20 protein-coding genes and 1 pseudogene are annotated in these 21,823 nt (G+C 69.5%); 11 read left to right on the forward strand and 10 right to left on the reverse strand.

Annotated features, from left to right (window positions below):
- Positions 1–148: 148 nt before the first annotated feature.
- The 3 genes from OG435_RS23010 (at position 149) to OG435_RS23020 (ending at position 3,269) form a co-directional block, all read left to right on the forward strand.
- Complete coding sequence (locus OG435_RS23010; RefSeq protein WP_250738617.1) at positions 149–751, forward strand: PadR family transcriptional regulator; 603 nt, start codon at positions 149–151, stop codon at positions 749–751.
- A 49-nt stretch (positions 752–800) separates the two neighbouring features.
- Positions 801–1,883 (forward strand): inositol-3-phosphate synthase, encoded by a 1,083-nt coding sequence (locus OG435_RS23015; RefSeq protein ID WP_250738618.1) that lies wholly within the window; start codon positions 801–803, stop codon positions 1,881–1,883.
- 105 nt (positions 1,884–1,988) lie between these two features.
- Positions 1,989–3,269 (forward strand): MFS transporter, encoded by a 1,281-nt coding sequence (locus tag OG435_RS23020; RefSeq protein ID WP_266879265.1) that lies wholly within the window; start codon positions 1,989–1,991, stop codon positions 3,267–3,269.
- Positions 3,270–3,329: 60 nt separating this feature from the next.
- On the opposite strand, the gene OG435_RS23025 is transcribed toward OG435_RS23020, so the two are convergent.
- A complete protein-coding gene (locus OG435_RS23025; RefSeq protein WP_266879267.1) occupies positions 3,330–4,796 on the reverse strand; it encodes a CCA tRNA nucleotidyltransferase in 1,467 nt (488 codons plus the stop codon).
- A gap of 187 nt (positions 4,797–4,983) precedes the next feature.
- Between OG435_RS23025 and OG435_RS23030 the strand changes: the two genes are divergently transcribed.
- The 7 genes from OG435_RS23030 (at position 4,984) to trxA (ending at position 14,502) form a co-directional block, all read left to right on the forward strand.
- Positions 4,984–7,251, forward strand: a complete 2,268-nt coding sequence (locus OG435_RS23030) for a DUF6049 family protein (RefSeq protein ID WP_266879269.1) — start codon at positions 4,984–4,986, stop codon at positions 7,249–7,251.
- A 46-nt stretch (positions 7,252–7,297) separates the two neighbouring features.
- Positions 7,298–9,475: a murein biosynthesis integral membrane protein MurJ gene (murJ, locus tag OG435_RS23035; protein ID WP_266879271.1), complete on the forward strand. Its 2,178-nt coding sequence runs from the start codon at positions 7,298–7,300 to the stop codon at positions 9,473–9,475.
- Positions 9,476–9,592: 117 nt separating this feature from the next.
- Positions 9,593–11,332 (forward strand): protein kinase family protein, encoded by a 1,740-nt coding sequence (locus OG435_RS23040; RefSeq protein ID WP_266879273.1) that lies wholly within the window; start codon positions 9,593–9,595, stop codon positions 11,330–11,332.
- A gap of 26 nt (positions 11,333–11,358) precedes the next feature.
- Positions 11,359–12,060 (forward strand): RNA polymerase sigma factor SigM, encoded by a 702-nt coding sequence (gene sigM / locus OG435_RS23045; RefSeq protein WP_266879275.1) that lies wholly within the window; start codon positions 11,359–11,361, stop codon positions 12,058–12,060.
- Positions 12,057–13,025, forward strand: a complete 969-nt coding sequence (locus OG435_RS23050; protein ID WP_266879277.1) for an anti-sigma factor family protein — start codon at positions 12,057–12,059, stop codon at positions 13,023–13,025. Before sigM ends, OG435_RS23050 begins: the two co-directional genes overlap by 4 nt.
- A gap of 125 nt (positions 13,026–13,150) precedes the next feature.
- Complete coding sequence (trxB, locus tag OG435_RS23055; protein ID WP_266879279.1) at positions 13,151–14,110, forward strand: thioredoxin-disulfide reductase; 960 nt, start codon at positions 13,151–13,153, stop codon at positions 14,108–14,110.
- 53 nt (positions 14,111–14,163) lie between these two features.
- Positions 14,164–14,502 carry a thioredoxin gene (trxA, locus tag OG435_RS23060; protein ID WP_266879281.1) on the forward strand — a complete coding sequence of 113 codons (339 nt, stop codon included), beginning with the start codon at positions 14,164–14,166 and terminating at the stop codon, positions 14,500–14,502.
- Positions 14,503–14,611: 109 nt separating this feature from the next.
- Here trxA and OG435_RS23065 read toward each other — a convergent pair whose 3' ends face one another.
- The 9 genes from OG435_RS23065 to rpmH form a co-directional block, all read right to left on the reverse strand.
- Positions 14,612–15,229 (reverse strand): GNAT family N-acetyltransferase, encoded by a 618-nt coding sequence (locus tag OG435_RS23065; RefSeq protein WP_266879283.1) that lies wholly within the window; start codon positions 15,227–15,229, stop codon positions 14,612–14,614.
- A 101-nt stretch (positions 15,230–15,330) separates the two neighbouring features.
- A complete protein-coding gene (locus OG435_RS23070) occupies positions 15,331–16,425 on the reverse strand; it encodes a ParB/RepB/Spo0J family partition protein (RefSeq protein ID WP_266879285.1) in 1,095 nt (364 codons plus the stop codon).
- Entirely contained in the window at positions 16,422–17,513 is a 1,092-nt protein-coding gene (locus OG435_RS23075) for a ParA family protein (protein WP_266879286.1), read from the reverse strand. Before OG435_RS23075 ends, OG435_RS23070 begins: the two co-directional genes overlap by 4 nt.
- A gap of 264 nt (positions 17,514–17,777) precedes the next feature.
- On the reverse strand, positions 17,778–18,488 hold the full coding sequence (rsmG, locus tag OG435_RS23080; RefSeq protein WP_266879288.1) for a 16S rRNA (guanine(527)-N(7))-methyltransferase RsmG: 711 nt from the start codon (positions 18,486–18,488) through the stop codon (positions 17,778–17,780).
- A 155-nt stretch (positions 18,489–18,643) separates the two neighbouring features.
- On the reverse strand, positions 18,644–19,153 hold the full coding sequence (locus OG435_RS23085; protein ID WP_266879290.1) for a protein jag: 510 nt from the start codon (positions 19,151–19,153) through the stop codon (positions 18,644–18,646).
- Positions 19,154–19,168: 15 nt separating this feature from the next.
- A complete protein-coding gene (gene yidC / locus OG435_RS23090; protein WP_266879292.1) occupies positions 19,169–20,275 on the reverse strand; it encodes a membrane protein insertase YidC in 1,107 nt (368 codons plus the stop codon).
- A gap of 3 nt (positions 20,276–20,278) precedes the next feature.
- A complete protein-coding gene (yidD, locus tag OG435_RS23095; protein ID WP_076043740.1) occupies positions 20,279–20,560 on the reverse strand; it encodes a membrane protein insertion efficiency factor YidD in 282 nt (93 codons plus the stop codon).
- Positions 20,557–20,931, reverse strand: a complete 375-nt coding sequence (gene rnpA / locus OG435_RS23100) for a ribonuclease P protein component (RefSeq protein ID WP_266879294.1) — start codon at positions 20,929–20,931, stop codon at positions 20,557–20,559. Before rnpA ends, yidD begins: the two co-directional genes overlap by 4 nt.
- A gap of 22 nt (positions 20,932–20,953) precedes the next feature.
- Positions 20,954–21,091 (reverse strand): 50S ribosomal protein L34, encoded by a 138-nt coding sequence (gene rpmH, locus OG435_RS23105; RefSeq protein WP_008741645.1) that lies wholly within the window; start codon positions 21,089–21,091, stop codon positions 20,954–20,956.
- A 361-nt stretch (positions 21,092–21,452) separates the two neighbouring features.
- Between rpmH and dnaA the strand changes: the two are divergent.
- A pseudogene (gene dnaA / locus OG435_RS50715) lies at positions 21,453–21,743 on the forward strand (chromosomal replication initiator protein DnaA); the annotation flags it as partial.
- Between the last annotated feature and the right edge of the window lie 80 nt (positions 21,744–21,823).

Raw genomic sequence — 21,823 nt, forward strand, 5'->3', positions numbered from 1 at the left:
AGGCAACTTGCCTCGCCCAAATCGGGGATGTGACGCCGGTCACCGTGTCACCACTTGTAGCGGAGGGCTACCCGTTCTATCGTCTGGATGTATCGAGTCGATACATCAGCTCGACATAAAGACTCCGGGGTAGGGGAAGGGCAAGCGGATGAGCAGGCGCTCAGGCATTCTTGAGTTCGCTGTTCTCGGCCTGCTTCGCGAATCCCCCATGCACGGTTACGAGCTGCGCAAGCGGCTCAACACCTCGCTGGGGGTGTTCAGAGCGTTCAGCTACGGGACGCTCTACCCCTGCCTCAAGACGCTCGTCACCAACGGCTGGTTGATCGAAGAACCGGGCAATGCCCCGGAAGACGCTCTCGCCGCTTCACTCGCAGGGCGCCGCGCCAAGATCGTCTACCGGTTGACGGCAGCAGGTAAGGAGCACTTCGAGGAGCTCCTCTCCCACACGGGCCCCGATGCCTGGGAGGACGAGTCCTTCGCCGCCCGCTTCGCCTTCTTCGGCCAGACCGAACGAGACGTACGCATGCGGGTACTGGAGGGCCGTCGCAGCCGCCTTGAGGAGCGCCTGGAGAAGATGAGCGCCTCGCTGGCTCGCACACGCGAGCGGCTCGACGACTACACGCTCGAGCTGCAACGCCACGGCATGGAATCCGTGGAGCGCGAAGTGCGCTGGCTGAACGAGCTCATCGAGAGTGAGCGGGCGGGACGGGATCAGAGACGACCCGGTCCGTCCGACGAAACTGCAAAGTGAGGTCTGCATCTCGCAGGCCTCGTCCGAGAACAAACAGGGAGCAACCGGAATGGGTTCGGTTCGCGTAGCCATCGTCGGCGTAGGCAACTGCGCCGCCTCGCTGGTGCAGGGCGTCGAGTACTACAAGGACGCCGACCCGGCGGCCAAGGTCCCCGGTCTGATGCACGTCCAGTTCGGCGACTACCACGTGAGCGACATCGAGTTCGTCGCCGCGTTCGACGTCGACGCGAAGAAGGTCGGCCTCGACCTTTCGGACGCCATCGGCGCCAGCGAGAACAACACCATCAAGATCTGCGACGTCCCGAGTGCGGGCGTGACCGTTCAGCGCGGCCACACCCTGGACGGCCTGGGCAAGTACTACCGCGAGACGATCGAGGAGTCGGCCGAGACCCCGGTCGACATCGTCCAGACCCTTCTGGACCGTCAGGTCGACGTCCTGATCTGCTACCTGCCGGTCGGTTCCGAGGCTGCGGCGAAGTTCTACGCCCAGTGCGCCATCGACGCCAAGGTCGCCTTCGTCAACGCCCTCCCGGTCTTCATCGCCGGCACCAAGGAGTGGGCCGACAAGTTCACCGAGGCCGGTGTCCCGATCGTCGGCGACGACATCAAGTCGCAGGTCGGCGCCACCATCACGCACCGCGTGATGGCGAAGCTGTTCGAGGACCGCGGTGTCCGTCTTGAGCGCACCATGCAGCTCAACGTCGGCGGCAACATGGACTTCAAGAACATGCTGGAGCGCGACCGCCTCGAGTCGAAGAAGATCTCCAAGACTCAGGCCGTCACCTCGCAGATCCCCGACCGCGAGCTCGGCGAGAAGAACGTCCACATCGGCCCGTCCGACTACGTGGCGTGGCTCGACGACCGCAAGTGGGCCTACGTCCGCCTCGAAGGCCGCGCCTTCGGTGACGTTCCGCTGAACCTCGAGTACAAGCTCGAGGTCTGGGACTCCCCGAACTCCGCCGGTGTCATCATCGACGCCCTGCGCGCCGCGAAGATCGCCAAGGACCGCGGTATCGGTGGCCCGATCCTGTCGGCTTCCAGCTACTTCATGAAGTCCCCGCCGGTGCAGTACTTCGACGACGAGGCCTACGCGAACGTCGAGAAGTTCATCAAGGGCGAGGTCGAGCGCTAGTCGAACCCCGGCGTCCGCAAGGACACCTGGACTTCGGCAGTTCTTCCGCGGAGGGTCCCCGGGCAATATGCCCGGGGACCCTCCGCGTGTGTGACCCTTTCCCTCATGGCTGTCGTACGTGATCTGCGCGTACTCCTGCGTCTGCGGGACTTCCGCAACCTGCTCGCCGTCCGGCTGCTGTCCCAGGCCGCCGACGGGGTCTACCAGGTCGCGCTGGCCGCCTATGTCGTCTTCTCCCCGGAGAAGCAGGCCTCACCCGCGGCCATCGCCTCGGCCATGGCGGTGCTCCTGCTGCCCTATTCGGTGGTCGGCCCCTTCGCGGGAGTCCTGCTGGACCGCTGGCGCCGCCGCCAGGTCTTCCTCTACGGGAACCTGCTGCGGGCCTTCCTCGCCTGCGTCACCGGCATGCTGATCGTCGCGCAGGTTCCCGACTGGCTGTTCTACGCCTCGGCGCTGTCCGTGACCGCGGTCAACCGCTTCGTCCTGGCCGGGCTGGCCGCCTCCCTGCCCCGGGTCGTCGCACCTGGCCAGCTAGTCACCGCGAACGCCCTCTCACCCACCGCGGGAACGCTCGCCGCGGTCGCCGGCGGGGGTCTGGCCTTCCTCGTCCGGCTCATGGCCGACGAGTCCGACGCCCTGGTCGTGCTCCTCGGAGCCGGCCTCTACCTCTGTGCGGCCCTGGCCTCCCTGCACCTGGCCCTGGACGTGCTCGGGCCCGACCACCCTCCCGGCCGGATCAACCCGACGGTCGTCCAGGGGATCGCCCTCACCGTGCGGGGCCTCGCCGAGGGACTGCGGCACCTGGCCTCCCGGCGCGAGGCGGCCCGGGCGCTCACCGCCATGACCGTCATGCGGTTCTGCTACGGCGCCCTGTTCGTCACGCTGCTCATGCTCTGCCGCTACGCCTGGTCGGACAACGAGGCCGAGGGGCTCGCGCTGCTGGGCGTCACGGTCGGCGTGTCCGGGGCCGGGTTCTTCGCGGCCGCCGTCGTCACTCCCTGGCTGGTGGGCCGACTGGGCCCGCTCGGCTCCATCACCCTGTGCGCCGCGGGGGCCGCGGTGCTGGTGCCGGCGCTCGGCCTGTTCTTCGCCCCCGGGCCGATGCTGGCAGCAGCCTTCGTGCTGGGCCTGGCCACCCAGGGGGCCAAGATCTCCACCGACACCGTCGTGCAGTCCCAGATGGACGACGCCTTTCGCGGCCGCGTCTTCTCGGTCTACGACGTGCTCTTCAACGCGGCCTTCGTCGGCGCCGCCGGGGTGGCCGCGCTCGTGCTCCCCCTCGACGGGCACTCCGTCCCCCTGATCCTCGGGGTGGCGACGCTGTACGCCGCGACCGCGGCGCTCCTCATGCGTCAGGGCGATGTTTCACGTGAAACATCGCCCTGACCACCGCTCCGCCCCGATGTTTCACGTGAAACATCGGGGCTCCCTCAGGCCCTCAGTCCCTCAGTCCTGTGCGGCCCACCACTCCTTGAGCGCGGCGACCGCCGCGTCGTGCTCCATGGGGCCGTTCTCCAGCCGCAGTTCCAGCAGGAACGCGTAGGCCTTGCCGATCACCGGCCCGGGGCCCACGTCGAGGACCCTCATGATCTCGTTGCCGTCGAGGTCGGGCCGGATCGCATCCAGCTCCTCCCTCTCCTGCAGCTGGGCGATGCGTTCCTCCAGCCCGTCGTAGGTGCGGGAGAGCGCGTTCGCCTTGCGCTTGTTGCGCGTGGTGCAGTCGGAACGGGTCAGCTTGTGCAGACGGTCCAGCAGCGGACCGGCGTCGCGTACGTAGCGCCGCACGGCCGAGTCGGTCCACTCCCCGTCCCCGTAGCCGTGGAAGCGCAGGTGCAGCTCCACCAGCCGGGCCACGTCCTTGATCATGTCGTTGGAGTACTTGAGCGCCGTCATGCGTTTCTTGGTCATCTTCGCGCCCACCATCTCGTGGTGGTGGAAGGAGACCCGTCCGTCGCTCTCGAACCGGCGGGTCCGGGGCTTACCGATGTCGTGCAGCAGGGCCGCGAGCCGCAGCACCAGGTCCGGGCCGTCCTCCTCCAGTGCGATCGCCTGCTCCAGCACGATCAGCGAGTGGTCGTAGACGTCCTTGTGCCGGTGGTGCTCATCGCTCTCCAGGCGCAGCGCCGGCAGCTCCGGCAGCACGTGCTCGGCCAGCCCCGTGTCCACGAGGAGGCCCAGGCCCTTGCGCGGGTGCGCGGAGAGCAGGAGCTTGTTCAGCTCGCCCTGGACCCGCTCGGCCGAGACGATCTCGATGCGGCCGGACATCTCCGTCATCGCCCTCACCACGTCCGGAGCGACCTCGAAGTCGAGCTGGGCGGCGAACCGTGCCGCCCGCAGCATCCGCAGCGGGTCGTCGGAGAAGGAGTCCTCGGCGGTGCCCGGGGTGCGCAGCACACCCGCCCGGAGGTCCTCCAGACCGCCGTGCGGGTCCACGAACTCCTTCTCGGGGAGAGCGACGGCCATCGCGTTCACCGTGAAGTCGCGGCGGACGAGGTCTTCCTCGATGGAGTCGCCGTAGGAGACCTCCGGCTTGCGCGAGGTCCTGTCGTAGGACTCCGAGCGGTACGTGGTCACCTCGATCTGGAAGCTTCTGTCAGCGTCTCCGACGCGGGCGTCCTTCTGGGCACCGACCGTGCCGAAGGCGATGCCGACGTCCCAGACCGAGTCGGCCCACGGCCTGACGATCTTCAGGACGTCCTCGGGGCGGGCGTCGGTGGTGAAGTCGAGGTCGTTGCCGAGGCGCCCGAGCAGCGCGTCGCGGACGGACCCGCCGACCAGGGCGAGCCGGAAACCCGCCTCCTGGAAACGGCGGCCGAGCTCGTCGGCGACAGGGGCGATGCGCAGCAGTTCACTCACCGCGCGGGCCTGCCCGTGATTCAGGACACTGGGGTTGTCTTCGTTGGCGTTCGGCACAACAGAAAAGGGTACGTGCCCGGCCCGCCCGCAGCGCCCGTGTTTTGCGGCCACCCCGGCCCACGGCCGCTCCGGGGCGGACCCGATCATGTGGAGCAAGGCGCGGCACTCGCGCACAGCGGGCCTCGTTACCATGCGTGGACGCACAAACGACGACCACTGACACTCCGAGGGACGGGCGAGCGCGTTGGCCGAGGCGGCAGACATCCAGGGGGCGCCCGCTCCTGCCCGGCGACGCTGGCTGCGGCGCGCGGTCGTCCTGCTCGCAGGGACGCCCGTACTCGCCGGCCTGGTCTACTCGCACGCTCCCGAAGCCCAGGCCGCCGACACGGCGGCCGCCGCCGTCGACGTCCAGCTCGACGGCATGGCGCCGAGCGCCCCGGTCAAGGGCGACACCCTCACCATCACGGGCACCGTGATCAACAACAGCTCCGAGAAGATCACCGACGCGCACGTGGGTCTGCGGGTCGGGCCGGTGCTGGGGGACCGCAGCTCCATCGACGAAGCCGCGGACCGCGGCGCGTTCCGGGCGGGTGCCGACCCTGCAGAGGTCGGCGCCGAGTTCGCCGTGAAGATCGATTCGCTGCCCTCCAAGGTCAGCCAGCCCTTCACCCTCAAGGTGCCGGTGAACAAGCTGGACCTGGACGAGGACGGCGTCTACCAGCTCGGCGTCTCCTTGTCCGGAGAGACCGAGAGCCGCCAGTACGAGCAGGTCCTCGGCATCAAGCGGACCTTCCTGCCCTGGCAGCCGGAGGCCGCCGCCAAGCGTTCCCAGCTGTCGTACGTCTGGCCGTTGATCTCCACGACGCACCTGACCTCGGAGACCGGCTCGGACGAGCTGCAGACCCCCGTCTTCCTCGACGACGGTCTCGCCGACGAGCTGAAGCCGGGCGGGCGTCTGGAACAGATGGTCGCCCTCGGTAAGGACCTGCCCATCACCTGGGTCATCGACCCGGATCTGCTCTACACCGTCGACGCTATGACCAAGGGCTACCGGGTCCGCACCCCCGACGGCCGGACCGTCCCGGGCAAGAACAAGGCCGTCGCCGAACGGTGGCTCAGCGCGCTGGAAGGCGCCGTCCAGGGCAAGAAGGTCGTCGCACTGCCCTTCGCAGACCCGGACCTCGCCTCGCTCGCCCACCGCGGCAAGGACGTCTCCGGCACCCTGGGACAGCTGCGGCCCGCCACCGACAAGGCGAGGGATGCCGTCGAGACGGTTCTGCACGTCCCCGCGAGCACCGACTTCTCCTGGCCCGTGGACGGGGCGATCGACCCTTCGATCGTGAACGTCGCGACATCGGCCGGCGCCCACAAGGTCCTCACCCGCAGCGACAGCCTCCAGGAGACCGGCGCCCTGGGCTACACCCCGTCGGCCGCTCGGCCCATCGGTGCGGGCACCACGGCCGTCGTCGCCGACGCCGACCTCTCCACCGCCTTCCGGGGCGACATGCTCCGCTCCGGGAACTCCACCCTCGCGGTGCAGCAGTTCCTCGCCCATACCCTCGCGCTGAACCTGCAGGACACCGACAACCAGCGCAGCTTCGTCGTCGCCCCGCAGCGGATGCCCAGCGCCAGCCAGGCGCAGACGATGGCCGCCGCCATCCGGGGTCTGCAGTCGGGCCGGTGGAGCCAGGCCGTGGACCTGGAGGCGGCGGCCGCCGCGACGCCCGACCCGCGCGCGGCCACCCAGGTCCCCGGGGCCGGCCAGTACCCCGAGGCACTGAGCAAGCAGGAACTGCCCGTCTCCGCCTTCGAGAAGATCCGCACCACCGAGACCACCCTCGACCACTTCAAGGTGATCCTGACCGCGCCCGACCGGGTCAAGATCCCCTTCGGCAACACCACCAACCGGGAGATGTCCTCCTCGTGGCGCGCCCGCCCCGACGCGGCGCGGGAGTACCGGGACCAGGTGCAGGAGTACCTGATCCGGCTCACCGAGAAGGTCAAGATCATCCCTAAGTCCGACGCGACGCTCTCCGGACACAGCGCGACCATCCCGGTCACCGTCCAGAACAGCCTCGTCCAGGACACCCACAACCTGGTCCTGCGGCTGCGGTCCGCCAACCCGACCCGGCTGATGTTCGGCGACAGCGGTGAGGCCCAGCAGGAAGTCGCGATCCAGGGCGGGCACAGCCAGACCGTGAAGTTCCCGGCCATCGCCACCGCGAGCGGCCCGGTCGAGGTGACGGCTCAGCTCTTCACCATCGACGGCGTGCCCTACGGTAAGGCCCGCAAGTTCACCGTCGAAGCCACCGAGGTGACCCCGACCGTCATGCTCGTCATCGCGGGCGGTGTCCTCCTCCTCGTGCTGGCCGGCATCAAGATGTACGCCAGCCGCAAGCGTGTAGCGGCACGCGCCGCCGCCGAGGAGAACACGCAGCAGAGTGACGAGTCCCCGGACACCGGACCGCAAAGCGCGGACCCGTCCGGCACGGGTGAGACAGTGGACCGTTGAGCGATGCCGTGGCCGGTCGGCCTGGGGACGATGAGGTGGGGTTTCGATGAACGCGCCGTACGAAGGTGACCGTGCGCAGGGCACTGGCGGGCCCGCGCCCTCCCAGGGCACTGCCCCCGGCGCCCCGGTGCCGGGACAGGTTCCCGCGCCCGCGCAAGCGCCGGACCACGACCCCTATGTCCAGGACGCCTACGCCTACGACCCGTACCGGGCGCAGGACCTGTCCGCCCAGGACCCGGTTGCGGAAGTCCTGTACGACCGTGCCTCGCACCCGCCGCCACCGCCCGGCACCTTCCAGGAGCCCGGTCCGCTCTACGCGGCCCCGCCGACCCCCTCCTACGCCCCGGACCCCCGGGTGTGGGCCCAGACTCCGCCGCCCGAGCCGGACGGCCCCTCCCGGCACCTGCCCTACGGCGACCACGCGACGACCACGCAGTTCGTCGGCGTGGACTCCCTCGTGACCAAGGCCACCGACCAGGACCCCCGCCCCGACGCCTTCGCCCACCTGTACCGGGACCAGGACGCGGCGCCGCACACCTCCGCCGAGGACGCCCCCGTGGCCGCCCCGGCACCGAGCAAGCCCGCCGGACGCGCCTCCAGCCTGCTCAAGTCCAGCGCCCTGATGGCCGCCGGCACCATCGTCTCCCGCATCACCGGCTTCATGCGGACCCTGGTGATCGCCGGAGCCATCGGCGTCGCCACCCTCAACGACAGCTACCAGGTCGCCAACACCCTGCCGACGATGATCTACGTCCTGGTCGGCGGCGGCGCCCTCAACGCCGTCTTCATCCCGCAGTTGGTACGCGCGATGAAGAACGACGAGGACGGGGGAGAGGCCTACGCCAACCGCCTGCTGACGCTCGTCATGGTCCTGCTGGGCGCCGTCACCGTGGTCTGTGTGCTCGCCGCACCGCTGTTCATCGGCATGATGTCGCAGAAGATCGCCGACGACCCGGCACGGCTGGACGTCGCCGTCGCCTTCGCCCACTACTGCCTGCCCACCATGTTCTTCATGGGTGTGCACGTGGTCCTCGGTCAGATCCTCAACGCCCGCGGCCGGTTCGGCGCGATGATGTGGACCCCGGTCCTCAACAACATCGTCGTCATCGCCACCTTCGGCGCCTTCATCTGGGCCTTCGGCGGCTTCACCACCACGGGCGTCACCGAGGCCGGCATCACCCCCGAGGGCGTCCGGCTGCTGGGCCTGGGCACCCTGCTCGGCCTCGTCGTCCAGTCCCTGGCGATGCTTCCGTACCTGCGCGACGCCGGCTTCAGGCCGCGCCTGCGCTTCGACTGGAAGGGCCACGGCCTCGGCAAGGCCGCCGGCCTGGCCAAGTGGACGTTCTTCTTCGTCCTCGCCAACCAGCTCGGCCTCATCGTCGTCACCCAGCTCGCCACCTGGGCGGGCGAGGTGGCCGACAAGCAGGGCCACGGCGGTACCGGCATCACCGGCTACAACTACGCCCTGCTGCTCTGGCAGATGCCGCAGGCCATCATCACCGTCTCCGTCATGACCGCCGTCCTGCCGCGCATCTCCCGGTCGGCCCACGACGGCGACGCCGCCGCCGTCCGCGACGACATCTCCTACGGACTGCGCACCTCGGCCGTCGCGATCGTGCCCTGCGCCTTCGCGTTCCTCGCCCTCGGCGTCCCCATGGCCGGCCTGCTCTACGCCGGTTCCGGTTCCCAGAGCGCCCAGAACATCGGTTTCATCCTGATGGCCTTCGGCCTCGGACTGATCCCCTACTCCGTCCAGTACGTGGTCCTGCGCGGCTTCTACGCCTACGAGGACACCCGGACGCCCTTCTACAACACGGTCATCGTGGCCGCCGTCAACGCGAGCATGTCAGCCGTCGCGTTCTTCGTGCTCCCCGCCCGCTGGGCCGTCGTCGGCATGGCCGCCGCCTACGGCCTCGGCTACGCCGTGGGCGTCGGTGTCGCCTGGCGCCGACTGCGCACCCGCCTCGGCGGCGACCTCGACGGGGCGCACGTGATGCGCACCTACACCCGGCTCATCGGCGCCTGCGTCCCAGCCGCCGCGGTGGCCGGGGCCGTCGCCTTCGCCGTCCTGCACTTCATCGGCAACGGGGCCCTCGGTTCCCTCACCGCCCTGGTGGCCGGCGGCATCTCCCTGGCGGCGGTGTTCCTCGTCGCCGCCAAGAAGATGCGCATCGAAGAACTCAACGCCATGGTCGGGATGGTCCGCGGACGCCTGGGACGCTGATGCGTACAACCTTCCCCCTCTCTGGCGTGTCGTGCAGATCGGTGGACTGTGGGCACAATTGGCATGGCTTCGCAGACTGGCCGACAGCGCGCAACGGATGGGGAGGCGGGGACGACGGTGGCGGAACGTAGCACGGCTGCCGTCGACGTGGCCGACAACAGCGGCGACGAGCCGCTGGCCGCGGAGACGGCCCAGGCCACGGCCGACGGGGTGGACACCCAGAACGGACAAGCCGCGGACGGAACCATGCCCGAGAAGGACGGCGATCGCAGGGACGCGGCACCCGCTGCCGCGCCCACGGCCGCACCCGAGCTGCACAGCGGCCACAAACTGGCCAGACGCTACCGGCTCGAAGAGTGCGTCACCCGTCTGGACGGATTCAGCAGCTGGCGCGCGATGGACGAGAAGCTGCGCCGGGCCGTGGGCGTGCACCTGCTGCCCGCCGACCACCCGCGGGCCCGCTCCGTCCTGGCCGCCGCCCGTTCATCGGCCCTGCTCGGCGACCCCCGGTTCGTCCAGGTCCTCGACGCCGTCGAGGAGAACGACCTCGTCTACGTCGTCCACGAGTGGCTGCCCGACGCCACGGAGCTCACCGCGGTCCTCGCCGTGGGCCCCATGGAGCCGCACGAGGCCTACCAGCTCGTCAGCCAGGTCTCCCAGGCCATGGCCGCCGCACACCGCGAGGGCCTCGCGCACCTGCGCCTGACGCCCAGCGCGATACTGCGCACCTCCACGGGCCAGTACCGCATCCGCGGCCTCGCCGTGAACGCCGCCCTGCGCGGCATCACCAGCGAGACCCCGCAGCGCGCGGACACCGAGGCCATCGGCGCTCTGCTGTACGCCTCGCTGACCCAGCGCTGGCCGTACGAGAACGACGCCTACGGCCTCACCGGCCTGCCCAAGGGCGTCGGCCTGATCGCCCCCGACCAGGTCCGCGCGGGCGTGCACCGGGGTCTGGGCGAGCTGGCCATGCGCGCCCTCGCCAACGACGGGGCCACCGCCTCGCGGCAGGAACCCGCCTGCACCACCCCGGAGGAGCTCTCCAAGGCCGTGGCCGCGATGCCCCGCATCCGGCCGCCGGAGCCCACGTTCACGGCGCCTCCGGAGTACCAGCACACCACCTACCAGCAGGGCAGCTACGGCAGGCCCCAGGGCCCCGGCATGCCCACCGCGCAGGTCCTCACCGTCGTCCCCCCGCCGCCGCCCCTGCAGAGCCGGACCGGCCGCGTCCTCAAGTGGGGCGTCGCGGCCCTGCTGATCGCCGCCCTCGGGCTGGGCAGCTGGCAGCTCGCCGACACCCTGCTCAACCGCAACAACCAGGGCAGCACCAGCGGCAGTCAGACCACGCACGAGAAGGCCGACGACGCCCCGGAGAAGAAGGAGCCCACGCTCCTCTCCATCAAGGGCGCGCAGGAGTACTACCCCGACGGCGTGGCCCAGGACGCCGGCAACGTGGGGAACACCTTCGACGGTGACGCCACCACCTACTGGCGCACCAAGAGCTTCCGCGACGGCCCCGCGATGGCGCAGGACTACAAGGCCGGCGTCGGCATCGTCTACGATCTCGGCTCCGAGCAAGCGGTCAACGGCGCTTCGATAGCGCTGAAGTACGCCGGCAACCACACGACCGTCACGCTCTACGCGGCCAACTCCATGTCCTCGTCGACCCCGGTCGGCTCCATGAAGAAGATCGCGACCAGCACCACGTCGGACAGCACGCTCAAGGCGACCACCGACGCACCGGTCACAACGCGCTACGTCGTCGTCTGGATCACGGCGATGCCGCAAGCCGGCAGCGACACGTACAGCGGAGCGGGGTTCAAGCAGGCCATCACGGACGTGAAGTTCACGGGCTGACGGACGGCAGGGGGAGGGGCCCAGCGTTGGACGAAGCCACACCCGGCGGCCGCAGCGACCGGGAACTCCTGTCGCTGCACGCCGCCGGAGACCCGAATGCCTTCGGTGAGCTCGTGCGCAGGCACCGGGACCGGCTGTGGGCCGTGGCCCTGCGCACCCTCGGCGACCGGGAGGAAGCCGCCGACGCCGTGCAGGACGCCCTCGTCTCCGCCTACCGGGCCGCCCACACCTTCCGCGGCGAATCCGCCGTCACGACCTGGCTGCACCGCATCACCGTGAACGCCTGCCTGGACCGGGCCCGCAAGGCGGCCTCCCGCAGGACCTCCCCGATCGACGACACGGACCGCCTGGAGCGCCTTCTGGAGCCCCACGAGTCCGCCGAGGCACCCGCGGAGCGCCAGGACCTCCACCGGCAGCTACTGGCCGCCCTGAGCACCCTCCCGGCCGATCAGCGGGCCGCTCTGGTCCTCGTCGACATGCAGGGCTACCCCGTCGCCGAGGCCGCCGCCGTCCTCGACGTCCCCGTCGGCACCGTGAAGAGCCGCTGCGCCCGCGGCAGGGCGAAACTCGTCCCGCTCCTCACTCATCTGCGCACGCATACCGGGGATAACACCGATACCGAGCGGGGAAGGAACCGGACACCGGGGACAACCGTCCCACCGGCGGCAGACCGCGGGGACCGGACCCCGGATCCCAAAGCAGTGAAGGGCGGAGGTGGACGAGCGTGAATCCCCCAACCGGCGCGACCGGCACGATCGGGCACCCCGACGTCTCGGAGATCTCCGAGCTGGCGGAAGGCCTCCTCTCCCCGTCCCGCACGGCGGAGGTGCGCAGCCATCTCGGCGGCTGCCCCCTGTGCGCGGACGTCCGTGCCTCCCTCGAGGAGATCCGGGCCCTGCTCGGCACCCTCCCCGGTCCCGCCCGGATGCCCGTCGACATCGCCGGCCGGATCGACGCGGCCCTCGCCGCCGAAGCGCTCCTCGACGCCACCACCCCGCACGGGGAGCCCGGACCCACCGAACCCGCCGGACCGGCCGGACCGGCCCGGGCCGCCGACGGGGGCCCCGGCCCCGATGTTTCACGTGAAACCGCCCCCGACCCCCTCGGTCCCGGCGGAGCCCTGCGGCCCTCCGGTCACCCGACCGGCCCAACCGGCCCCGGGCGCCGTCGCGCACGCCGCCGGATCGCTCTCGCGGGCGGACTGCTCGCAGCGTGCGCCGCCGGAGCCCTGGTGTTCGGTCTGACGTCAGGCGACCGCACCGGGCAGGACTCCCTGCTGAGCGACACATCCACCGCACGGTCCAGGTCCGGCTCGCCCGAGTACACGGCGCAGGGGCTCCCCGGCACGGTGCGCGACCTTCTCGCGTCCTCCGCCCGGGGAGACAAGGCGGCGGGGGAGCGGAACAACACCTTCGGAGTGGAGAACAGCCCCGCGTCCGAACCGAGCGCCGCCCCGGCCGACGGCAGGGATCCCGGGGCACCCGCCTGCGTCCTGCAGGCCACCGGCCGCACCGAGACCCCGCTGGGCTTCGAGTCCGGCACCTACGAGGGCAAGGACGTCTTCCTCGTCGTCCTGCCCCACCCCGGGAACCCCGCCTCCGTGGACGCCTATCTCATCGGCTCCGCCTGCGCCACCGACCCCTCGGCCGATCCCGGAAAGCCCCTGCTCACCAGCACCTATCCCAGGAGCTGACAGACCCGGAAGGCCGGGGGGACAACTCGGGAATGCAGGCGCCGTAGGATCCGTTGGGTGGGGTGAGAGTCCACACCGGCCCCCCGGTAGGCAGCAGGCAGTCCGCAGAGACGAGGAATCAACCCGTGAGCGACGTACGAAACGTGATCATCATCGGCTCCGGGCCGGCCGGTTACACGGCCGCCCTGTACACCGCACGCGCTTCGCTCAAGCCCCTGGTCTTCGAAGGCGCCGTCACCGCCGGTGGCGCGCTGATGAACACCACCGAGGTGGAGAACTTCCCCGGCTTCCAGGACGGCATCATGGGGCCGGACCTCATGGACAACATGCGCGGCCAGGCCGAGCGCTTCGGCGCCGAGCTGATCCCCGACGACGTCGTGGCCGTGGACCTCACCGGCGAGATCAAGACCGTCACCGACACCGCCGGCACCGTGCACCGCGCCAAGGCCGTGATCGTGACCACCGGCTCCCAGCACCGCAAACTCGGCCTGCCCAACGAGGACGCCCTCTCCGGCCGCGGCGTCTCCTGGTGCGCGACCTGCGACGGATTCTTCTTCAAGGACCACGACATCGCCGTGATCGGCGGCGGCGACACCGCGATCGAGGAAGCCACCTTCCTCTCCCGGTTCGCCAAGTCCGTCACGATCGTCCACCGCCGCGACTCGCTGCGCGCCTCCAAGGCCATGCAGGACCGCGCCTTCGCCGACCCGAAGATCTCGTTCGCCTGGGACAGCGAGGTCGCGGAGATCCACGGCGAGCAGAAGCTCACGGGTCTCACCCTGCGCAACACCAAGACCGGTGAGACCTCCGCGCTGCCCGTGACCGGGCTCTTCATCGCCGTCGGCCACGACCCGCGCACCGAGCTGTTCAAGGACCAGCTCGACCTCGACGCCGAGGGCTACCTCAGGGTCGACGCCCCCTCCACCCGCACCAGCCTCACCGGTGTGTTCGGCGCGGGCGACGTGGTCGACCACACCTACCGTCAGGCCATCACCGCCGCGGGCACGGGTTGCTCCGCGGCCCTCGACGCCGAGCGCTTCCTCGCCGCCCTCGCGGACGCCGAGAAGGCGCACGCAGCGGTCTGACACCCTCAAGCAGCACCACACCCCACTCCCCGCAGGAAAAGAAGGAGGCCGCTGTGGCCGGCACCCTCAAGACCGTCACCGACGCAAGCTTCGATGACGACGTCCTCAAGAGCACCAAGCCCGTCCTGGTGGACTTCTGGGCCGCCTGGTGCGGTCCGTGCCGCCAGATCGCCCCCTCCCTCGAGGCCATCGCCGCCGAATACGGCGACGAGATCGAGATCGTCAAGCTCAACATCGACGAGAACCCGGAGACGGCGGCCAAGTACGGCGTCATGTCCATCCCGACCCTGAACGTCTACCAGGGCGGCGATGTCGTCAAGACGATCGTCGGCGCCAAGCCGAAGGCCGCCATCCTCCGCGACCTCGACGGCTTCGTCACCATCAAGGGCTGACGCACCCGCGTCCGGCAACGGACGCCCTCGCGTGACAACGGGGCCGCCCCCAGCCAGGGGCGGCCCCGTTCGCATGCCCGGCCGGTCCGGAACAGGACCGCTCCCCGTCTCACAGCGGACGCAGCGCCGGCTCCTTCCGGGCCGCACCCAGCAACCGGTCCAGCGCCAGTTCCACGTCTTCCTTCCACGACAGCGTGGACCGCAGCTCCAGCCGCAGCCGGGGACGCGTCGGATGCGGGCGTACCGTCTTGAAGCCCACGGCCAGCAGATGGTCAGCCGGCAGCAGACAGGCCGGACCGTCCCACCGGGCGTCACCGAACGCCTCGATCGCCCGGAACCCCCTGCGCAGCAGATCCTTCGCCACCGTCTGGACCATCACCCGCCCCAGCCCCTGCCCCTGATACCCCGGCATGATCCACGAGGTGATGAGCAGTACGGCATCCGGGGACGCCGGGCTGGTCGGGAACGCGGTCGCACGCGGCACGTATGCCGGCGGCGCGTACAGAACGAACCCCACGGGAACCTCGTCCACGTAGACCACCCGGCCGCACGAGCCCCACTCCAGGAGGACGGCGGAGATCCACGCCTCCTTCTCCTCAGCAGGGTTCCCCGCCTTCACGGCGGCCTCACCGCTGACGGGGTCCAGCTCCCAGAAGACACAGGACCGGCAACGCCGGGGCAGGTCTTGAAGGTTGTCCAGCGTGAGCGGTACCAGCCGACGACCCATGACCGCATCGTATCCACAGCTCGAATCACCCGAAACCGCGACAAGGCAAAGGGGCGGGCCGCACCGGCTCACACCGGCACGACCCGCCCCCAGACTGTGGGTTACTCCCCGGCAGCGCCCTGGTCCAGCACCCGGCCCTCGCCCGGCGCCAGGGTCCCCAGAATCCGCTCCAGGTCCTCCATCGATGCGAACTCGACGGTGATCTTGCCCTTCTTCTGGCCCAGATCGACCTTCACCCGCGTCTCGAACCGGTCCGACAACCGCGTCGCGAGCTCGTTGAGCGCGGGCGCGACCCGGGCACCCGCTCGCGGACCCTTCGGCTTCACCGCACTCGGCGACTCCGCACCCAGCAGCGCCACGATCTCCTCGACCGCACGCACCGACAGCCCCTCGGCCACGATCCGGTGCGCCAGACGGTCCTGCTCCTCGGAGTTGTCCACCGACAGCAGCGCCCGCGCGTGCCCCGCCGAGAGCACACCCGCCGCCACCCGCCGCTGCACGGGCGGGGAGAGCTTCAGCAGACGCAGCGTGTTCGACACCTGCGGACGGGAACGCCCGATCCGGTCCGCCAGCTGATCGTGCGTGCAGTTGAAGTCATGGAGCAGCTGGTCGTACGCGGCCGCCTCCTCCAGGGGATTCAGCTGCGCCCGGTGCAGGTTCTCCAGGAGCGCGTCCAGCAGCAGCTTCTCGTCGTCCGTGGCCCGGATGATCGCCGGAATACGGTCCAGGCCGGCCTCCCGGCACGCCCGCCAGCGCCGCTCGCCCATGATCAGCTCGTAGCGGCCCGGTCCGGACTGGCGCACCACGACCGGCTGGAGCAGACCCACCTCCTGGATGGAGGTCACCAGCTCGGCCAGCGCGTCCTCGTCGAACACCTCGCGCGGCTGCCGCGGGTTCGGCGTGATGGAGTCCATCGGGAGTTCCGCGAACGTGGCCCCCGCCACCTCGCCCGCCTGCGGAGCGGCAACCGGCTCCGGCACGCTCACGAGCGCGGACACCGGCGATGTTTCACGTGAAACATCGGCCTGCGCCAGCGAAGCCAGCTTCGCCGCGGCGACGCCCCGCTCCGACGGCAGCACCGGCACCGCCGACGGAGACGTCGACCCGGAACCGATCACCGGCGGCACCTTCTCCTGGGGAGCCGCGGGAATCAGCGCGCCGAGCCCCCGCCCCAGCCCCCTACGTCGCTCACTCACTGGATCCCCTCCGCCATGCTCTGCGTGTTGTTCATGCCCGCACCCTGATGGGGGTGCTGGGGGTCGTACTGGAATCCGGCCCCGCGCAGCGCGATCTCCCGCGCTGCCTCCAGATAGGAGAGGGAACCGCTGGAACCCGGGTCGTACGTCAGCACCGTCTGACCGTAGCTCGGAGCCTCCGAGATGCGGACCGACCGCGGGATGCTCGTGCGCAGCACCTCCTTGCCGAAGTGAGTGCGCACCTCCTCCGCCACCTGCGAGGCCAGCCGGGTCCTGCCGTCGTACATCGTCAGCAGGATCGTGGACACGTGCAGCGTCGGGTTCAGGTGGGCCCGCACCAGGTCCACGTTGCGCAGCAGCTGACCCAGCCCCTCCAGCGCGTAGTACTCGCACTGGATCGGGATCAGCACCTCCGCGCCCGCGACCAGGGCATTCACCGTGAGCAGGCCCAGCGAGGGCGGGCAGTCGATCAGGATGTAGTCCAGCGGCTGCTCGTACGCCTGGATGGCCCGCTGGAGACGGCTCTCCCGTGCGACCAGGGACACCAGCTCGATCTCGGCACCCGCCAGGTCGATCGTGGCCGGCGCACAGAAGAGCCCCTCCACGTCGGCCACCGGCTGGACGACCTCCATCAGCGGGCGGCTGTCGACCAGCACGTCATAGATGGACGGCACGTCCGCGTGGTGGTCGATGCCCAGCGCCGTGGAGGCATTGCCCTGCGGGTCGAGGTCGACCACCAGGACCCGCGCACCGTGCAGGGCCAGGGATGCGGCCAGGTTCACGGTCGACGTGGTCTTGCCCACGCCGCCCTTCTGGTTGGCCACCACCATGATCCGGGTCTTCGGGGGCCTGGGCAGGCCCTCACCCGCACGCCCCAGGGCCTCGACCGCGATCTGGGCGGCCCGGCCGATGGGCGTGTCTTCGTTGTCCACTAGGGGCGGGGCCGATGTTTCACGTGAAACATCGGCGCCCGGGGATTCAGAACGGGGACCGGGGACCGGATCGGCCATCGGCCCCGCAAGGTTGGCGTCTGACCGCACGGTGTCACTCTCCTCGGCATCAGGCTCGCGATGAACAGAGCCTGCCATGTCACCGGGGTGGCGAACCAGCGGGGCCCGTACTCCTGTGGATGAATCCACCGATGTGGACAACTCCGTCCCCCCTTCACCCTTGAGGAGACGGGGGGACGTAGCCGCACGACCGCGGCTGATGATTCCGTGCAGCAGAGAGCGACGTTTCACGTGAAACACGATGCCCGGACGGAGTCATCCGGCCGCTACGACACTCCGAAATCCATACCTATAGGGCTCAACACCCCTGAGATACGGCTGCGAGCACCGCCCGGGAGGGACTCAACGACGCCGGCGCGTACGGCTCGTACGGGCGGCCTTGGCCCGCTTCGCCGCGAACCGCACCCCGCCGGGGCTCTCCCCGACCTCGACCCGCACCACGGTGGACAGCGGGTCCACGATCCCCTCGCCCACGTGCAGCACCGAGGTCTTCACCACACCGAGCTTGGTCAGCGCGACCTTCGCCGCCACCAGCTCCTCCTCCGCGGTGTCGCCCTTCAGCGCCAGCATCTCGCCGTACGGGCGCAGCAGGGGCACGCCCCATCCGGCGAGCCGGTCCAGCGGGGCCACCGCGCGCGCCGTCACCACGTGCACCGGCGGGAGCTTGCCGAGGACTTCCTCGGCCCGCCCGCGCACCACCGTCACGTGGTCGAGCCCCAGCAGCTCCACGACCTCCTGGAGGAAGTTCGTGCGGCGCAGCAGTGGCTCCAACAGGGTGATCTTCAGGTCCCTGCGCACCAGGGCCAGCGGAATGCCGGGGAGACCGGCGCCCGAACCCACGTCGCACACGGTGACGCCTTCAGGGACCACTTCCGAGAGCACGGCACAGTTCAGCAGGTGCCTCTCCCAGAGCCGCGGCACCTCGCGCGGCCCGATCAGGCCCCGCTTGACACCCGCGTCCGCCAGCAGCTCCGCGTACCGCACAGCTTCCGGGAAATGCTCACCGAACACCGCACGCGCCTCTTCAGGTGCCGCGGGTGCTTCTTCGGGCATCGGGGGAAGCTCAGCTGCCTCCGTCACGGGGACCGTCCTTCCGTACCGCATGGTTGTGAAAACCCGTCGTGACCGTCGTGACTGCCGTCACTGCCAGGCTGACAAAGATCGGCCCCGCCTGCGAGACAGACGGGGCCGGACACTCACGCTTCCGATCAGGCCGGAAGCACGACGACGAAGCGCTGCGGCTCCTCGCCCTCGGACTCGCTCCGCAGACCGGCCGAGGCCACGGCGTCGTGGACGACCTTCCGCTCGAAGGGGGTCATCGGCTCCAGCTTCAGGGGCTCGCCGGACGTCTTCACGTCCTCCGCGGCCTTGGCGCCGAGCGCCGTCAGCTCCTCGCGCTTCTTCGCCCGGAAGCCGCCGATGTCCAGCATCAGCCGGCTGCGGTCCCCGGTCTCGCGGTGCACCGCGAGGCGGGTCAGCTCCTGCAGAGCCTCCAGCACCTCGCCGTCGCGGCCCACGAGCTTCTGCAGGTCGCGCGCGGACTCGCTGACGATGGAGACAGAGGCGCGGTCGGCCTCGACGTCCATGTCGATGTCGCCGTCCAGGTCGGCGATGTCCAGCAGACCCTCAAGGTAATCGGCCGCGATCTCACCCTCCTGCTCGAGGCGGGTCAGGGTGTCGCCACTCTCAGCGGCGGCGGTGGTGGTGCCTTCCGTCACGGGAGGGACTCCTTCTTACTTCTTGGGAGAGGGCTTGCTGGGGGGCGTCTGACGCTGCGACTTCGACTGCCGCTTGGGCTGCTGCCGCTTCTGGGCACCGCCGCCGGCCGCATCGGAGTCGACGGTCGCCTCGACGCTCTTCGCCACGGAGCCGTCCGCCTGCGCGGCCAGGCCCTGCTTGCTCAGACCGGTGATGAACTTGCGCTCGTTGTCGTTGCGGTCCGGGCCCTTGGCCACGATCGCCGCGACGATCTTCTTCTTGCCCCGGCTCTTGAGCTCGCCGTGCGAGGTGATCTGCTTCAGCAGGCGCGTCAGGTACTGGTCCTGGGCCAGGCTGCCCGGGGTGGGGTTCCGGTTGATCACGAACATCTGCTGGCCCATGGTCCACAGGTTCGTGGTCAGCCAGTAGACGAGGACACCGACGGGGAAGTTGATGCCCATGAACGCGAAGATCAGGGGGAAGACGTACATCAGCATCTTCTGCTGCTGCATGAACGGCGTCTTGACCGAGAGGTCGACGTTCTTCTGCATCAGCTGGCGCTGCGTGTAGAACTGCGACAGCGACATCATCACGATCATGATCGCGGTGACGATCCGCACATCCGTGATCGAGGCGTTCAGAGCGGCGGCCTTGTCCGCACTGTCCGTGAACTTGGACGCCAGCGGGGCGCCGAAGATGTGCGCGTTACGCGCGCTCTCCAGCAGCGGGCCGTCGATCTCACCGATCGGCTTGCCGTTGGCGATGCCTGCGAGCACGTGGTAGAGCGCAAAGAAGAACGGGGACTGCGCCAGGATGGGAAGGCACGAGGAGAGCGGGTTGGTACCCGTCTCCTTGTACAGCTTCATCATCTCTTCGGACTGACGCTGCTTGTCGTTCTTGTAGCGCTCCTGGATCGCCTTCATCTTCGGCTGGATCGCCTGCATGCCGCGCGTCGCCTTGATCTGCTTCACGAAGAGCGGGATCAGACAGATGCGGATCAAGATCACCAGGGAGACGATGGACAGGCCCCAGGCCCAGCCACTGTCGGCGCCGAACATGGCGCCGTACACCTTGTGGAACTGGACGATGATCCACGAGACAGGCGTGGTAATAAAGCTGAACAGACTGGCAATCGTGTCCACTAATCAGGCTCCTTGAGCATTGCGAGATCTACGCAACGCACTGCGCAGCTGCTCGTGCCAACGCGGGCGTTTCCGGGGTGGGACGTGGTCCACGCCACCCGGGGACCACGGATTGCACCGCAGGATCCGCCAGGCGGTCAGAGCCGTCCCCTTCACCGCACCATGCCGGTCGATGGCCGTGTACCCGTAGTGCGAACACGAGGGGTAGTAGCGGCACACCGGTCCGAGCAGCGGACTGATCGTCCACTGGTACAGCTTGATCAATGCGAGCAGCGGGTACTTCATCGAGCCACGCCTCCCAAGAGCCGCAGCAATGCGGCATCGAGGTCCCGGGCCAGCTCGTCGAGACCGGCATCACCCGCTCCGGGCAGAGCGCGTACCACCATCAGGCTACCTTCGGGCAGCTGAGACAGCCGCTCGCGGACGAGATGGCGCAAACGGCGCTTGACCCGGTTGCGTACGACGGCGATGCCGACAGCCTTGCTGACGACGAAACCCGCACGCGCCGAGGGATCGATCTCCCCCGACTCGTGCGGGTCCGTTGCACCGCTTGTACGTAGGTGGACGACGAGGAGCGGGCGACCAGCCCGACGACCTCGACGTACCGCGCTCGCGAAGTCCTCGCGCCGCCTCAGCCGATTTTCGGGAGACAGCACGACGTCACGATCCGCCCGTCAGTTACGCGGAAAGGGCGGCGCGGCCCTTGCCACGACGGTTCGCGAGGATCGCGCGACCGGCACGGGTACGCATCCGCAGGCGGAAGCCGTGGGTCTTGGCACGACGGCGGTTGTTCGGCTGGAAGGTGCGCTTGCTCACTCGGGGGCTCCAGAGAATAAATCGTTGTGGCGGGACATCGCCTGGCTGTCACCGTGCGCCCACGAAGGAATGGAAACTCGCGTGTTCGCCCGAGTGGCACCGCTAGCGATCACAACCAGTGATCTTCGCCCATCGGTAGGCAGGCGGCAGCAGCCATCGACAACTCGACCTCGTTACGGTACGCGCGGCTACGCCATCCGGTCAAACCGAGCCGACGGTGCCCCACACTGTGCACAGGCTGTGGACAACGACTTGAACCGTACCCGCTGGCCTGACTACCGTTGCCTGACCCTGGATTTTTTGTCCCGACCGTCCCAAAGAACCACACATTCGTGGGACCCCCTCTGAGAGAGCGTGCTCTGTGGCTGACGTACCTGCCGATCTTGCCGCAGTGTGGCCAAGGGTGCTCGAAAAGCTCCTCGGGGAGGGACAGAACAGCATCGAGCCCAAGGACAAGCAGTGGGTCGAGCGCTGTCAGCCCCTGGCCCTGGTGGCGGACACCGCGCTGCTTGCCGTCCCCAACGAGTACGGCAAGCGGGTCCTCGAGGGCCGGCTCGCCCCACTCATCAGCGACGCCCTCAGCCGTGAGTGCGGCCGCCCCATCCGGATCGCCATCACGGTCGACGACTCCGCCGGCGAGCCCTCGCCCCCGGCCCCGTCCGCGTCGATGGGTCCCTCCCGCGACGGCTACGAACCGTACGGCGGCCAGCGTTCCGGCGGGCACACCGGGCC

The organism is Streptomyces sp. NBC_01264 (assembly GCF_026340675.1).
In the GTDB taxonomy this organism is placed as follows: Bacteria; Actinomycetota; Actinomycetes; order Streptomycetales; family Streptomycetaceae; genus Streptomyces.